General features: G+C 75.2%; 15 protein-coding genes, 4 tRNA genes and 1 pseudogene. 15 read left to right on the top strand and 5 right to left on the bottom strand.

Translation table 11 applies throughout. The features are described from left to right. Positions 1-141 precede the first annotated feature (141 nt). Positions 142-612 carry an NUDIX domain-containing protein gene (locus QJS33_RS12540; RefSeq protein ID WP_306368110.1) on the bottom strand — a complete coding sequence of 157 codons (471 nt, stop codon included), beginning with the start codon at positions 610-612 and terminating at the stop codon, positions 142-144. Positions 613-621: 9 nt separating this feature from the next. Continuing rightward, a complete protein-coding gene (locus QJS33_RS12535; protein ID WP_306368109.1) occupies positions 622-1,236 on the bottom strand; it encodes a GNAT family N-acetyltransferase in 615 nt (204 codons plus the stop codon). Between the two features lie 98 nt (positions 1,237-1,334). Between QJS33_RS12535 and QJS33_RS12530 the strand changes: the two genes are divergently transcribed. The 7 genes and pseudogenes from QJS33_RS12530 (at position 1,335) to QJS33_RS12500 (ending at position 4,665) form a co-directional block, all read left to right on the top strand. Beyond that, positions 1,335-2,564, top strand: coding sequence for an ROK family transcriptional regulator (locus QJS33_RS12530; RefSeq protein WP_306368108.1), 1,230 nt, complete (start codon positions 1,335-1,337; stop codon positions 2,562-2,564). A 218-nt stretch (positions 2,565-2,782) separates the two neighbouring features. Continuing rightward, positions 2,783-2,855: transfer RNA gene (locus QJS33_RS12525), tRNA-Ser, on the top strand. A gap of 73 nt (positions 2,856-2,928) precedes the next feature. Then, positions 2,929-3,003, top strand: a tRNA-Trp gene (locus QJS33_RS12520). A 54-nt stretch (positions 3,004-3,057) separates the two neighbouring features. Next, positions 3,058-3,130 (top strand) — tRNA-Asp (locus QJS33_RS12515). Positions 3,131-3,206: 76 nt separating this feature from the next. Then, a tRNA-Asp gene (locus QJS33_RS12510) sits at positions 3,207-3,282 on the top strand. A gap of 97 nt (positions 3,283-3,379) precedes the next feature. After that, positions 3,380-3,451, top strand: a pseudogene (locus QJS33_RS12505). A gap of 77 nt (positions 3,452-3,528) precedes the next feature. Next, a complete protein-coding gene (locus QJS33_RS12500; protein ID WP_306368107.1) occupies positions 3,529-4,665 on the top strand; it encodes a gala protein in 1,137 nt (378 codons plus the stop codon). A 163-nt stretch (positions 4,666-4,828) separates the two neighbouring features. Here QJS33_RS12500 and QJS33_RS12495 read toward each other — a convergent pair whose 3' ends face one another. Further along, positions 4,829-5,002, bottom strand: coding sequence for a DUF397 domain-containing protein (locus tag QJS33_RS12495; protein WP_372339646.1), 174 nt, complete (start codon positions 5,000-5,002; stop codon positions 4,829-4,831). Positions 5,003-5,029: 27 nt separating this feature from the next. Continuing rightward, entirely contained in the window at positions 5,030-5,869 is an 840-nt protein-coding gene (locus tag QJS33_RS12490; protein ID WP_306368105.1) for a helix-turn-helix transcriptional regulator, read from the bottom strand. 170 nt (positions 5,870-6,039) lie between these two features. Between QJS33_RS12490 and QJS33_RS12485 the strand changes: the two genes are divergently transcribed. From QJS33_RS12485 to QJS33_RS12465, 5 genes are read left to right on the top strand one after another with little or no spacing between them, the layout of a single operon-like run. Further along, positions 6,040-6,732 (top strand): hypothetical protein, encoded by a 693-nt coding sequence (locus QJS33_RS12485; RefSeq protein ID WP_306368104.1) that lies wholly within the window; start codon positions 6,040-6,042, stop codon positions 6,730-6,732. Continuing rightward, entirely contained in the window at positions 6,732-6,950 is a 219-nt protein-coding gene (locus QJS33_RS12480; RefSeq protein ID WP_306368103.1) for a hypothetical protein, read from the top strand. The genes QJS33_RS12485 and QJS33_RS12480 overlap by 1 nt, the downstream gene beginning before the upstream one ends. Beyond that, positions 6,947-7,198, top strand: a complete 252-nt coding sequence (locus tag QJS33_RS12475) for a hypothetical protein (protein WP_306368102.1) — start codon at positions 6,947-6,949, stop codon at positions 7,196-7,198. The genes QJS33_RS12480 and QJS33_RS12475 overlap by 4 nt, the downstream gene beginning before the upstream one ends. A gap of 3 nt (positions 7,199-7,201) precedes the next feature. After that, the gene (locus QJS33_RS12470; RefSeq protein ID WP_306368101.1) at positions 7,202-7,345 is read left to right on the top strand and encodes a hypothetical protein; all 144 of its coding nucleotides are present in this window, start codon (positions 7,202-7,204) and stop codon (positions 7,343-7,345) included. A gap of 33 nt (positions 7,346-7,378) precedes the next feature. Continuing rightward, positions 7,379-7,723, top strand: a complete 345-nt coding sequence (locus QJS33_RS12465; RefSeq protein ID WP_306368100.1) for a hypothetical protein — start codon at positions 7,379-7,381, stop codon at positions 7,721-7,723. Between the two features lie 38 nt (positions 7,724-7,761). On the opposite strand, the gene QJS33_RS12460 is transcribed toward QJS33_RS12465, so the two are convergent. Further along, complete coding sequence (locus QJS33_RS12460) at positions 7,762-8,301, bottom strand: class IV adenylate cyclase (RefSeq protein WP_306368099.1); 540 nt, start codon at positions 8,299-8,301, stop codon at positions 7,762-7,764. Between the two features lie 216 nt (positions 8,302-8,517). On the opposite strand from QJS33_RS12460, the gene QJS33_RS12455 reads away from it, so the two are divergent. The 3 genes from QJS33_RS12455 to QJS33_RS12445 all read left to right on the top strand — a co-directional run bounded on the left by QJS33_RS12455 (position 8,518) and on the right by QJS33_RS12445 (position 13,789). Next, complete coding sequence (locus QJS33_RS12455; RefSeq protein WP_306368098.1) at positions 8,518-10,263, top strand: hypothetical protein; 1,746 nt, start codon at positions 8,518-8,520, stop codon at positions 10,261-10,263. Between the two features lie 281 nt (positions 10,264-10,544). Then, entirely contained in the window at positions 10,545-12,227 is a 1,683-nt protein-coding gene (locus QJS33_RS12450) for a hypothetical protein (protein WP_306368097.1), read from the top strand. Next, entirely contained in the window at positions 12,224-13,789 is a 1,566-nt protein-coding gene (locus QJS33_RS12445; protein WP_306368096.1) for an ankyrin repeat domain-containing protein, read from the top strand. Before QJS33_RS12450 ends, QJS33_RS12445 begins: the two co-directional genes overlap by 4 nt. Positions 13,790-13,854: the final 65 nt, after the last annotated feature.

Below are 13,854 nucleotides of genomic sequence, written 5' to 3'. Positions count from 1 at the left end.
TTCCTCTGATCCCTCTGCACCCCGACCGCCCGCAGCGATAGGACCACCGCCGCCCCGGCCCCGGGACCGCTCCGGTGCCGGGCCCGAGCACCGGGCCGCAGGGGCCCGGCCCGGGACCGCCGGAGCCGCCCCGCACCGGGGTCAGCGGACGTAGAAGGGCTCGGGGCGGGGCTCACGGGCGTAGGCGATGCGGTCGAGGATGCGCGGCGGCATGGCGGGCAGCCCGTCGGGCGGGAACCAGCCCACCTCCAGGGTCTCGTCCCCGCTGTCGTCGGGGGCGCCGCCCACCGGGCGGCAGCGGAACGCCAGGTCCAGGAACTGGACCCGGTCGCCGTTGGGGTAGACGTAGGGGTCCTGGCCGAGCACGCTGACCAGCCGCTCGACCGCCACGACCAGGCCGGTCTCCTCCTTCACCTCCCGCACCACGGCGACGGCGGGCTGCTCCCCCGGTTCGAGGATGCCGCCGGGGGTGGCCCAGCGGCCGTCGTCGGCGCGCCGGTGCAGCAGTACGTTGTCGTCCTCGTCCAGCACCACGGCGGTGACCCCCACCAGGGGGAGCAGTGCCGGACCGATCTGATCGCGCAGCTCGCGCAGGAACTCGGGAACGGGCATACCCCGAGGCTAACCGCCCGCGGACCCGGTGTCCCCGGCTCCGGTGCCCCCCGCGGTGCGCAGGGCCGCGTACTCGTGGGCGAGCAGGGACATCAGGACGGCGTCGTGCCACTCGCCGTCCCAGCGCAGGGCCTGGCGCCACACCCCCTCGCGGACGAACCCCGACTTCTCGTAGGAGCGCTGCGCACGCGGGTTGAAGTCGAACACCTCCAGGGAGACCCGGTGCAGCCCCGCGACCGTGAACGCGTACTCCAGGACCAGGTCCGTGGCCGCGGTGCCGTACCCCTTGCCGGCGAAGGCGGTGGAGGTGAGCGCGATCCGGTAGCCGACGGAGGCGTTGTCGGGGTCCAGCTCGATGAGCGCGCAGTCGCCGACGGTGGTGCCCCCGGCGCGTTCGACGATCACCCAGTCGGCGCGGTCGTGGTGGTCCGGCCGGGTCCGGTGCCACTCTTCGGCGACCTCCCGCGTGAACCGCCGGTGGGTTCCGGTGAGACGGCGCACCTCCGGGTCCATGTCGACGAGGGCGCCGACGAGCGGGGCGCCGGTCTCGGCGTCGAGCGGGCGGAGTTCGACCAGGTCGCCGGTGAGGACCGGCTGGTCGCGGAAGACGTCTGCGGGGACCATGGCCCGCATCCCATCACCGGCCGCGACCACCCGGCAACCCGTTTTCGGTCCGCCCGGTACGATCCGGACACGGCGGTGCGTTGACGAGAGGGGTCCCCGTGGCGGTGGGTTCGGGAACGGTGGGCCTGCGCACGGTCCGCGAGGCCAATCTGGGGGTGGTGCTGCGCACCATCCGCGAGTCCGCGCCGTGTTCGCGGGCGGCGGTGGCCGCGGCCACCGGTCTGAACAAGACGACGGTGTCCAGCCTGGTCGCCGACCTGATGGCGCGCCGCCTGGTCCGGGAGACCGGCCGGACCGCGCAGAGCGGGGTGGGCCGGCCCGGGGTGCTGCTGGACCTGGACGACACGTCGGTGGCGGCGCTGGGCCTGGAGGTCAACGTCGACTACCTGTCGGTGGTGGCGGTCGACCTGGTGCAGCGGGAGCTGACCGCCCGGCACATGCCCTTCGACGCGCGGGAGGCGGGCCCGCAGGAGAGCGCCCGCCGGATCGTGGCGGCGCTGCGCGAGGCCGCCGCGGACCCTGCGGTGCGCGGACGGACCGTGGTGGGCGCCGGGATCGCGGTGCCGGGCCTGGTGGACGCCCCGTCGGGGATCGTGCGCCGGGCACCCAACCTGGGCTGGTCGGACTTCCCGCTGGGCGGGCGCGCGGACGCGCTGGGCTTCCCGGTGCGCGTGGACAACGACGCCAACCTGGGGGCGGTGGCCGAGTACCGGGTGGGTTCCTTCGCCGGGACCCCGGACCTGGTCTACGTCACCGGCGAGGTGGGGATCGGCGCGGGGGTGCTCACCGGCGGCGCCCTGCTGCGCGGCGCGGGCGGGTTCGCCGGGGAGCTGGGGCACCTGGCGCTGGACCCGGGCGGGCCGGAGTGCTCGTGCGGGCGGCGCGGCTGCCTGGAGGCGATGGCCGGCATCGGCGCGATCCTGCGCGACGCGCTCCCCGACCTGGCGCCGGGCCGACCGCTGTCCGGTGCGGACGTGGCGGCGCTGGTGGACACGGCGGTGGGCCGGGCCGCGGCGGGCGACGCGGTCGCGGTGGCGGCGCTGGAGCGGGCCGGGAACCGGTTGGGCCGGGGGCTTGCGGCCCTGGTGAACCTGGTGGACCCGGGTCTGGTGCTGCTGGGCGGCTACTTCGTGCCGATGTGCCCCTGGCTGCTGCCGCCCTGCCGGACCGCCCTGGCGGCCGGGGTGTTCGCCCCGGACGCGGGCGGCTGCCGGGTGGAGCCGTCGGCACTGGGGCTGAGCGCCGCGGCCCGGGGCGGGGCGGCGGGGGTCATCCACGCCCTCGACTCGGGCGCGCTGCCGCTTCCCGAGCCGGCGGACGCCCCCTGACCGGCTCCGGACAGGGGAGGGACCGGTGCCTTCCGGCGCCGGAGCGGGTGCGTTAGCGTGTGCCCCGGCGGTGGGGCCGTAGCGCAGAGGAAGTCGCGCCCGCACGGCATGGGGGAGGACGCCGGTTCGAATCCGATCGGTCCCATCGCCGAAGGCCCTCCGGAGCCGGGGGCGGGCACCGGACTCCCGTTTCCGTGCGCTACCGTACGCCGGGCGGCGGGGCCGTAGCGCAGAGGTCGTCGCGTCCGACTGCTCATCGGAAGGACGCCGGTTCGAATCCGGCCGGTCCCGCCGTCCCCGTCCCGGGCGCCCCGCGCACGCCCGTCCGACCCGGCACCGGTGCGCTACCGTGTGCCGCGGCGGCGGGACCGTAGCGCAGAGGTCGTCGCGCGCGGTCTCCAGAACCGTGAGGACGCCGGTTCGAATCCGGCCGGTCCCGCCGCCCCCTCCTGGCCGCACCGGCCGCCGGTGCGCTACCTTTCCCCGCAGCGGTGGGACCGTAGCGCAGTGGTCGTCGCACCTACCTGTCACGGGGGAGGACGCCGGTTCGAATCCGGTCGGTTCCATACCGCTCGCTTCCCGGCCCCGGCCGCCCGCCCCGGGCGGCCGGGGACCGCGGGGCCGCTACGCTCGTCGCGTGGCGGGGGTGTAGCGCAGAGGTCGTCGTGCCTACACGTCATGGAGGAGGACGCCGGTTCGAATCCGGCCATCCTCGCCACCCGATTCGTTTTCACCGTCCTCACGTGCGAAAACGGTAACAACCGGGAGCAAGCCCCTCGAACCGTCCGCAGATGTGGCTAGACTCCGTGCTCGGCAGGGCCGTAGCGCAGAGGTCGTCGCGCCGGACAGCGAGTTGGAGGACGTCGGTTCGAATCCGACCGGTCCTGTCACTTCTTCTCTTGCACGCAGGGGCCCCGGTCGGCTCCGTCCACCGGCCCGATCACGATCGAGCGGTGGAATGGTGATGACCGACAAGACGCCCGTACGCTGCCCCGCCATCGAGCACCCCGACCTGCCTCTGGCGGACCCGGCGGCCCTGGAGCCGCTGCTGGCCCGGCTGGCCGACCCGGCCCCGGTGACCGCCGACGCGACCTTCCCGCTGGGCACCCTGCGCCCCGACGGCCGGGTGGACCTGTGCAAGCAGGGACTGGGCCTGGCCGGGGCGCGCCGGGTGATCCCCGCGGCCGCCACCTCCCCGCACGCCGCGCACATCCTCCTGGGCACCAACGCCATCGGCTCCGAGGGCGCCCGCGTCCTGGCCGACGCCCTCACCGGCGACCACGGCCTCCAGACCCTCTACCTGGGCTGCAACCGGATCGGCGCGGACGGGGCCGCCGCCCTGGCCGACCGGCTCGCCGGGGACGACACCGTGCGGGCCCTGTGGCTCAAGCGCAACCCGGTGGGCGACGAGGGCGCGCGGGCGGTCGCCGGCGCGCTGGCCCGCAACCGCCGCCTGCGCTCCCTGGACCTGGTGAACACCGGGGTCACCGCCGAGGGGCTGCGCGCCCTGCTGGACGCGCTGGCCGACCGGGAGGCGCCGCTGGAGCGACTGTTCCTGGGCGGCAACGGGCTGGGCCCGGACACCGCCGACCTGCTGGCCGCGTTCCTGCGCGAGGCGGGGGTGCGCGAGCTGTACGCGCCCGCCAACCACCTGGGCGACGAGGGCGCGCGGACCATCGCCGACGCCGTCGGCGACCTGGACCGGCCGGTGACCCTGGGCCTGGGCGGCAACGGCATCGGCGTCGAGGGCGCGGTCGCCCTGGCCGGGGCGCTGGGCGGCATCGAGGCGCTGGACCTGGGCCGTCCGCCGTCGCAGCGGGCGCTGGGAGCCCCCGGCAACGAGCTGGGCGACGCGGGCGTGGCGGCGCTGGCCGAGGCCATCCCCGCCAGCCCGCTGCGCCGCCTGGAAGTACGCCACACCGGGTTCGGCTTCCCGGCCGCGCGTGCCCTGTCGGAGGCGGTGGCCCGCAGCGGCCGCATGGAGTACGCGGGCCTGGGCCCGGGCCTGCCGCGCCGCACCAAGCGGACGATCGCCGGGCACCTGCGCCCGGCCCGCCGGGTGCACGAGGACATGCGCGCGATCGCGAGCCTGTACCGGTGAAGCCCTCGTACCGCCTCCGCTCGGCGTCCCACCGGCCGACGCGGGCGGCAGGACTGCGCAAGGGGCATCTCGCCTGTGGGGAGACCGTGTGGAGCACCGCTCGGCCGTTGGGGAGGTGACGGGTGGACCACGGGCTGATCGGAAGCCCGTTTGGGATGCCCTCTTACGCCTGGCGGATCACGGCCAGAGCCGCACGCCACTCAGCGGGTTCGGCGAAGGCGAGGTGCCCCGCATCCCGATTCTGGGTGTCGCGCACGGCGGCTCCGCCGGTGGGCAGAGCGGCGACCTCAACGCAGTTGTCGCCGGACCCGCTGTAGGACGACTTTCGGAAGGCCATGGTGGATGGATACATGGTGCGTCCTCGCTAGATGAGTGATTCCAGGTAGCGCACGCTCGCCTCTGGGGACTCCGCTGCGCTACAGACGTGGCCGAAGATGGTGACGTAGCGCTGGATCGCCTCCGGCTGCTCCAGGTACAGGTCTTCGGTCGCCGTCTCTATGTAGACCAGAGGCAGGTCCGCCGGATCCGGGAAGTCCAGGATCATGAATGATCCGTCCATCGCGGCGTGTGATCCGGAGGCGTCGCGGATGACCTGGATGTCGATGTTCGGGCGCTCGGCCATCGCCACCAGATGCCGGATCTGCTCTCGCATCACGTCGGCACCTCCGACGGTTTTGCGCAATGCGGCCTCATCGACCACAGCCCATACCTGGGGAGCCTCTTCAGAGGCGAGGATTTCCTGTCGGCGTATCCGCCCTTCGACCTTGCGGTCGATGTCCTTGTCCGAGAGCACCCGGCCGCCGCGCAGGACCCCTGCGGCGTAGTCGGGTATTTGGAGAAGGCCGGGGACCAGGAGGGCTTCAAAGGTGCGGATCATGCTGGCTCCGGACTCGAAGTCGGCCAGTCCGCCGCGCAAGACGTCGCGGTACTCGACCCACCAGCCGCGCACACGGGCTTCACGGGCAAGAGATACCAGGGCCTCCCGCATGTCGTCGGAGAGCTTGTAGACCTCGCCGAGGTCCTTCATGTCCCGCACTGAGGGGAGCTTCCACTCGTTGCGCTCCATGCGCGAGAGCTTCCCCGAGGCCCAGCCGAGTTCGCGGTTGACGGCCTCGATCTTGAGCCCACGCTCTTCCCGCATGCGCCGAAGCAGCGCTGAAAGCCGCCTCCGTCGCGCGCTGGGGCTGTACCTGCTATCGGCCACCGTTCACCTCCTGGCCTGCCTGATCATAGGCCAGTGCTGGAGATTCAGACATATCACCCAGTTGCGAATCACATCTTGATAATCGCATGACGTCTATCGCATGATGATGACAGGTGTTCATCTGTCTGCCGCCCTCATCCGGCGGCACCCCTGACCGGAGGTGTGCGCGTATGGCGCGATACCGCTACCTGAACTGCTCCGAACTCGTGGCCGCCCGCTGGCTGGCCTCCGAGGCCCTCCGCCGGCGGCGGCCCCGCCGAGCCGCCCGGGCCCGTATGTACGTCACCCACCCGGCGCGGGACCTCGCCCCGCTGGCCCTCGCGGTGCGCCAGTGGATCTCCCAGACCACCCCGCCCTCGGCACCGGCGCCGGTGATGCCCTCGCCGCCGGTTCCGAGCGGCACCGGCGGCACGACCCCCGTCCCGTTCCGGGTTCCGGAGCCCCGCACCAGCCCGGACCTGTGGTCCGGGCCCCCGGCCACCCCGGCCGCGCTCTCGGCCCCGGGCACGCCTGCGGCCTCGGTCTTGGTGCCGAACCCGGTCACGGGCGCCGTCACCGCCCCGGCCTCGGAACCGACCCCGCTCATGGAGCCGGTGGCGGAGTCGGTACCTGGTTCGGGGTTCTCCGCCGCGCTGGCGTCCCGGTCCCGTATCCAGGCCCTACGAGCAGGGGGCCGCTCCCGCGCCGACACCCGCACCCGGCCGGGGTCCCCCACCGCCAAGCAGAGGGCTGCCGCCCGGTTGCGGGCGCGCACGGCCGCGTTCCGCACCACCACCCACCTGACCGCCGACCGCGACGGCCTGTGGAAGGACGCCATGGCCGCCGCCCGCATGGCCAAGGGGCACCTGAGGAGGGCCGCCTGATGCGCCGGGTCTGCGACATCCGCGAGTTCCCCTCGATCCAGACCCTCGGGTTCTGGGCCCACACCCACCAGGTGCCGCTGCGCTACCTCGGACCCACCCTGGAGGGCCGCGCCGTCTACGCCGCCACCCACGGCCACACCACCCGGGTCGCGGTCACCTCCGGACGCGACCCCCACCCCCTGCCGCTCATCTGGCGCAGCCCCCTGGAGGTGCTGTGACCACCCACCCCACCGAGCCCGCGACCCCGGACCCGCGGGTGCGGATGCTGGACGACCTCATCCACGGACGGTGGGTCCTCACCCTCGAGCCCACCCCCGACGGCGACACCGAGGTGGTCGCCTACCGGCCCCTGGGCTGGACCGGCCCCGGCGACCCTCACGAACGGCTGGCCGCACCCGACCACGCCGCCCTGCGGGACCAGTTGGTCCACCACCACACCACCGAGACCGAGCAGACCAGGGAGTAGGACATGGGCAAGCCCCCGTACACCGACCCGGCCGAGGACCCGATCCCCGACGACCTCACCGAGGAGGAGAAGAACGCCGTCCGCCGCCAGGGCGAATTCCTCGCCTGGCAACGCTCCGTCCTCGACGACAACGACAGCAACGACTGACGACCCCGACCCCCGGACCCCCACGTGGTCGGTGTGGATGCGCTCGCCGCCCCGCCGAAACGGCTCGGTGAGGGTGGCGACCGGCTCCGGGGCGAGCCGCTCGCCGGTTTTCTCGACGGTGAGCGCCACGCCTTGGGCGCGGACCCCGGTGTGGACCCGCACGGTGCCGTGTTCCGGCAGGTTGTGGACGATCGTGTTCCGGACGAGGTTCGTGGTCGGCAGCAGCAGGAGCGCCGACGGCCCGGCGGTCGGGGCGATGTCCCCCTCGGTTTCGAGGGGGACCCCGTGTTTCTCCGCCAGGGGCAGGAGGATCTCGGCGGCCTCCTCCGCCACCGGGGACAGGTCGACCGCCTGCCGGTGGCGGCCGGGCTCCGCTGACACCGCGCCGGGCACGGACCGGCCCGCGCCAGGCGGGGTCAGGCCGGAGTGGCGCGGGCCAGGGTGTCGTAGGTTTCGGTCGTGCGCTCCAGTTCCACGCCCAGGCCGCGGGCCCAGGCGTCGAGCCCCGCCTGGGCTGCCCGCCCGTCGCGGTCGTCGTCGACCACCAGCTCCAGCTCCAGGAACACCCCGACGCCCGCCATCTCGTCGACGCACACCCCGATCGGCCCCGCGGTCCCGGTGCGGCGGGTCTTGACGATGCGCACGCTCGGGACGTAGCCGAGCGCGGTCAGCACGCCGTGCATCGCCTCCCGGTCGGCGACGGCCGTCTCGTGCTCGACGCACTCCATCGCGTTCGCCATCGGGGTCTTGGTCGTGACGGTGTGCGTCCGGCCCTGGGTGCGCAGGCGGGCGAAGGTGAAACCGGCCTTCCCCTGCGCGGGGTCCCAGCCCCGCGGGGCGTAGGCCTGGTCGTCCTGGCGGGCCGGGGCGCCGAGTTCGACACCGGCGGCCGCCAGCGCGGCGAGCAGGGCGTCGAGGTCGGCCACCCGGTACTTCGTCTCGATCTCCCGCGCCATCACGGACCTCCCAGGTCTGGGTGTCACCGTCTCGGGGAGGGTACCGGGGCGGGCCGGGCCGTGTTCCGGAAACCGGGAGATCGGACCGCGCCCGCGTGCAACGGCACCCGGCGGCACGCGGGCCCGGCGGGCCCCGGGGACCACCTCCCCGCGCGGTGCGTCGGCGGCTTCTGGGAGGCTTTGCCGGAAAGGCAGCAGGGTGGAGGAGGACGCCGCGTGAACCCCTCGAAGTCGCATCGGCCGATGCGCGTCGCCGGGCTGCGCAAGGGTCGCCGCTACGGCGTCCCGCGCACCATGATCGAACGCGCTGCGGAGCGCCGGTCGGTGGGCGACTGGCGGGGCGCCTGCGCGGCCGCCGACGTGGCGGTCGACCTGGACCTGCGGGCACTGCGGCGCGCACACGGCGCGGAGTTCACCGAACGACTCCTGGACGACCTCCACCACCTGGTCCCGGACCTGGTCCGCTGGCACTTCCCCCGGTTCTGGCACGGTGACGGCCGCCTGCTGCCCGGGCAGCGGCTGCTGCTGTCCCGGCCGGGCGGCGACGGGGGCCCCTGGCTGACGGTCCACCGGGCCGACCGGCACACCTACGGCCACCGGCGGCTGGTGTTGAAGGCGGCCGAGCACACCTGGGCGGACATCCTGTTGGCGCCCGGTGAGTCCGCCATGCGGGTGAGCCACTGGGAGAACGTCCCGCACGTGTGGGAGACCTCCCGGCACCTGTGGGACTCCCGGTCGGTCGGCGAGGCCCGCGAACGGTGGGGCGGCGGCCCCGACCGCGCCCCCTTCCTGAACCCCGACGGCACCCCGCGCACCGTGGACGGGCTCCCCACCGCCGACCCCGGACCCGGCGACCCCGCCGCCCGCACCGAGTGGATCGACGGCCTGCACCGCGCCGGGCGAGTGGTCGAGGCCTTCGCCGCGGCCGGGATCGGCTTCGACCCCGCTCCCGTGGAGATGGAGTACGCCGGCCCGGTCGACCCGGTCGAAGCGCTCTCCTACACGCCCCTGGCCGTGTCCCGTCTGGTCGGCGAGGTGGAACGACTGGCGGAGGCCGGGTTCGGGGACGTGCACTGGTTCCCCTATGACGCGGACGGCCGCTTCGTGGTCGAGCGCTCCCCCGACGGGTCCGTGTCACTGCGCCTGGAGGCGTGGACGTCCTGGAAGAAGAACGGGGACCGGTCGATCCTGCCCGAGGTGTGCCGTATTCCGTCGATCGACGTGGACGTGGTCCGCGACGGCATGTCCCCGGACGAACTCCACCCGCTGGTACGCGAGGCGATCGCCCCGGGCCGCGGGCCCGCCGACGGGCCCGTCGGCCCGCTGCCGCCCCCGGCACCCGAACCGGTCCGGGTGCGCTGCGGCGGGGAGTGGCACACCGTCGCCCACGCCGACGGCCGGTTGTCCATCCCGCACACCGGGGAGGAACAGGACCGAGAGGCCGCGCTGCGCGCCCTGGGCGGTTCGGCGGTCGGCTGCCACGGAGCCCGCGAGGCCTGGAGCACCGGCGAGGGCCGCCTGCCCCGGGCGCTGGCACGGTTGCGCGACGACCTGTTCGACCGGGTGAAGCAGGGCGACGGCGAGGCACTGCTCGCCTACCTCGACGCGGGCGGCGATCCGCGCGTCCGCGACCGGGGCGGCCGCAACCTGCTCCACTACCTGCACCTGTTGGACCACGAGGCGCTGCTGCCACGGCTGCTGGCGGGCGGGGCGGACCTGGAGGCGCGGGACGCCGAAGAGCAGACACCGCTGTTCCGGATCACCCGGATGGGCGGACCTCCGGGTCTGGCCCGGGCGCTGCTGGCCGCGGGCGCCCGGACGGAGGACATCGGCGGTGGGAGCCGACACGGGGAGAGTTTCGAGGAGGCCGTCGACCACCGCACCCCGATGTCCGAGGTGTCCGACGTGTCCGAGGCGGAGCGGAGGGAGTGGGAGGCACTGGTCGAAGAGGTCCGACGATGACCGGAGGGGGCCGTGGAAAAGGGGAGGCGGCCGGCCGGCCTCCTCCGGGATGATCCCACCGAGCCCCGAAAGGACCTTCGATGACCGGGACGAACCGCCCCGACGGCCGACACCGAGGGGGTGAACGCCACAGCGGAACCCTGAGGAGTCTCAATGAAGTCGTCAAGCCGCCTGCGGGACCGGTGGGGCCCGCGGCCACTCCTCAGCAGCCATGGACGGCAAGACCCCGTCAGCCGCACCCGGCCCTCCCGGGCCACCTACCAACGTACGGAGAGACCCCCGTGACCCCGTCGCACCACCGTCCGGAATCGGCCTCGCACCCGCCCGAGCGGGCCGCCCGCATCCGGCGGATCCGCCGCTACGCCGTGCCCCGGGCGATGATCGAGCGCGCCACCGGGCGCCGCCTCGCCGGGGACTGGCGCGGCGCCTGCGCCGCCGCGAACGTGGACGTGGACCTCGACCCGGACCGGATCCGCGCCGAGCACGGCGCGGAGTTCGCCGACGCACTCCTGGACGACCTGCGCCACCTGGTCCCCGACCTGGTCCGCTGGCACTTCCCACGGCTCCCCCACGGCCCCGTCGCCCTGGCCCTCCGCTGGGTCCTGCTGCTGGCGCGGCCGGGCGGCGACGGGGGGCCGTGGCTGGCCGTCGAGACCGCCTACCGCGACCAGGAGGGGCCGCAGCGCCTGCGGCTCTCCCTGCGCGAGGACTTCGACGGCCTGCCCGGGGGCCGGGGGCCCCACCCGTGGATCTTCGAGCGGTACCTGTGGGACGCCCGCCGCGCCCATGAGGCCCGGGAACGCTGGGGCGGCAGCACCGAACGCGCCCCCTTCCTGAACCCCGACGGCACCCCGCGCACCGTCCGGGAACTCCCCGCCGCCGACCCCGGGGACGCCGACCCCGCCGCCCGCACCGAGTGGATCGACCACCTCCACCAGACCGGACGGGTGGCGGAGGCGTTCGCCGCCGCCGGGTTCCTGTGCGACGCCGAGAACCTCACACAGGAGGGGTGGACGGCCCGGGTCCCGGTGTCCCCCGCCCGGCTGGCCGCCGAGCTCACGCGACTGCACGCCGCCGGGCCCGCGGGCCGGACGGGAATCCCCCTGGACTACCGCATGTGGCTCACACTGCGGGCCGAGGGCGGCCGGTTCCGGGCGGAGGTGGAGCCGTTCGTGTACAAGGCGGAGAGGCGCCCTTCCCTGCTCCCGGAGCTGTTCTGGGGGCGCCCGCCCGACATCGACGCGCTCCGGGACGGGATGTCCCCCGACCACCTGCACCCCCTGGTCCGCGACGCCCTCGCCCCGGCCCGGCCGCCCGCCGACGGACCCCTCGGACCGCCCCCGTGGACCCCGCCCGCCGCCCCGGTCCGCGTGCGCTGCCGCGGTGAGTGGCACACCGTCGCCGTCGCGGACGGGCGGCTGTCACTGCCCCACGCCGGAGAGGAGAAGCGGCGCGAGGCGTCCCTGCGCGCCCTGGGCGGCGCGAGCGCGGGCTGCTTCGCCGTCGAGAAGGCGTGGACCACCGGGGCGGGGCGGCTCCCCAAGGCGCTGCGGGCGCTGCGCGCCGACCTCTTCGAGCGCGTGCTCCACGGCGACACCGACGCGGTGGTCCACTACCTCGACGCCGGGGGCGACCCCCACGTCCGCAACGGCGACCGGAGCACCCTGCTCCACCACCTCCACTGCCTCGACCACGAGGTGCTGCTGCCCCGGCTGCTCGCCGCCGGGCTCGACGTCGACGCCGAGGACCACCAGAGGCACACCCCGCTGGGCCGGGTGATGACGCACGGGGGGAGCGCCCGCCTCGGCCGGGCGCTGATCGCGGCCGGGGCGCGGACCGAGGACGTCATCGGGGCCTGGTGGGGCCCGCGGGACCTGTCCGAGGTGATCCGCCGGAGGATGCGCTTCGGTGCGCCGACCGCCGTGGAGGCCGCGGAGTTGGCAGCGCTGGGGGGACCGCTGTGACCGGGGCGCCGCGCGGGTACACGGCCCGCGACGTCCACCACGTCCGCAGGGTCCGCCGGTTCGCGGTGCCGCGCCCGATGATCGAGTGGGCGACCGAGCGCCGCCTGGCCGGGGACTGGCGCGGCGCCTGCGACGCCGCGCGCGTGGACACGGTGTTCGACATGGCACGGCTCCCCCGCTGGTACGGGAAGGAGTTCCTGGACGCCCTGGAGGAGGAGCTGCGCCACCTGGTCCCGGACCTGGTGCGCTGGCACTTCCCCCGGGTCGCGGGCGGGACCCTGCTGGAGGGCGGCGTCCGGGTGGTGCTCTCACGTCCCGGGGGCGACGGGGGCCCGTGGCTGACGGTCCGCGCCCGCGAGTCCCAGTGGCTGGAGCTGGACCTCCTCGGCAACGACGCGGTGCGCCCCGGCTGGAACCCGCGGCACCCGCCCGCGATCCCGTGGACGGCGTCGCGTTACCTGTGGGACGACCGGCACGTCCACGAGACCCGGGAGCGGTGGGGCGGCGGGCCCGACCGCGCACCGTTCCTGAACCCGGACGGCACCCCGCGCTGCCCGGACCTGCTCCCCACGGAGGACCCCGGCCCCGGCGACCCCGCCGCCCGCACCGAGTGGATCGGCCACCTCCACCGGACCGGACGGGCCGACGAGGCCCGCGCCGCCCTCGGGGGCGGCCCGCCCCCTGAGTGGAAGTCGGTGGGCGTCCCGCCGCGGCCGGAGACGGGGTGGGCCCTGCCGCCGGACATCGACGCGGTGCTGGCCGGGGTGTCCCCGGACCACCTGCACCCGGTCGTCCGCGACGCCCTCGCCCCGGCCCGGCCGCCCGCCGACGGACCGGTCGGGCCGCCGGGACCGGAACCGCCGGGACCGGTGACGGTCCCGTGCGGCGGCGCCCGGCACCTGATGGAGTTCTCCGGGGGGCGGCTGCGCGTCCGGGAGGAGGCGCACCGGCGGCGGGAGGAGGCGCTGGCGGCGCTGGGCGGACCCCGCACCGGCTGCCTGGCCGTGGAGGAGGCGTGGACCGGCGGGCTGGAGGTGCCGTCCGAGGACCTGGAGCGGATCCGGGAGGACCTGTTCGAGCGGGCCCGGCACGGCGACACCGACGGGGTCCTGCACTACCTGGACCGCGGCGGGGACCCGCGGGTGCGCGCCCGCACCGGCGAGACCCTGCTGCACCACCTCGCCGCCCTCGGCCACGAGGTGCTGCTCCCCCGCCTGCTGGCGGGCGGGCTCGACGTCGACGCCCGCGACGGCAAGAAGCGCACCGCCCTGCTCACGGCCGCCCGCCGGGGCGGCGGGGTGTCCCTGCTGCGGGCGCTGCACGCCGCCGGGGCGGACTGGCTGGACGCCGACGAGTCGGAGCGACTCCTGATGTCCTCGGACGCCCTGCCCGTCCTCGTCTTCCGGAGGGCGCGCTCGCACGACGGCGCGCAATGGGATGATCTGGGCACCGAGATGTTCGGCCCCGGCTGGCAGGACCGGGTGGCGCGGCGGGAGTGGCCCCGTCGGCCGGAGCGGCCGGGTGCCGGACGGCGGCCCCTCCGACAGAGGAAGGACCCATGAGCCGACCCGGCCGCACGGACCGCCTGACGCGGCACCGCCGCCACGCCGTGCCGCCGTCCCGCCCC

It is taken from the genome of Nocardiopsis sp. CC223A, from assembly GCF_030766825.1.
Taxonomy (GTDB): Bacteria; Actinomycetota; Actinomycetes; order Streptosporangiales; family Streptosporangiaceae; genus Nocardiopsis.
This window is presented reverse-complemented; position numbering and strand designations above follow the sequence as displayed.

Bases quoted from the DNA above. Each gene is read 5' to 3' on its own strand.
- QJS33_RS12540 (WP_306368110.1), bottom strand. From the start codon at position 612: ATGCCCGTTCCCGAGTTCCTGCGCGAGCTGCGCGATCAGATCGGTCCG.
- QJS33_RS12485 (WP_306368104.1), top strand. From the start codon at position 6,040: ATGGCGCGATACCGCTACCTGAACTGCTCCGAACTCGTGGCCGCCCGC.
- QJS33_RS12460 (WP_306368099.1), bottom strand. From the start codon at position 8,301: ATGGCGCGGGAGATCGAGACGAAGTACCGGGTGGCCGACCTCGACGCC.
- QJS33_RS12500 (WP_306368107.1), top strand. From the start codon at position 3,529: ATGACCGACAAGACGCCCGTACGCTGCCCCGCCATCGAGCACCCCGAC.
- QJS33_RS12480 (WP_306368103.1), top strand. From the start codon at position 6,732: ATGCGCCGGGTCTGCGACATCCGCGAGTTCCCCTCGATCCAGACCCTC.
- QJS33_RS12470 (WP_306368101.1), top strand. From the start codon at position 7,202: ATGGGCAAGCCCCCGTACACCGACCCGGCCGAGGACCCGATCCCCGAC.
- QJS33_RS12535 (WP_306368109.1), bottom strand. From the start codon at position 1,236: ATGGTCCCCGCAGACGTCTTCCGCGACCAGCCGGTCCTCACCGGCGAC.
- QJS33_RS12495 (WP_372339646.1), bottom strand. From the start codon at position 5,002: ATGGCCTTCCGAAAGTCGTCCTACAGCGGGTCCGGCGACAACTGCGTT.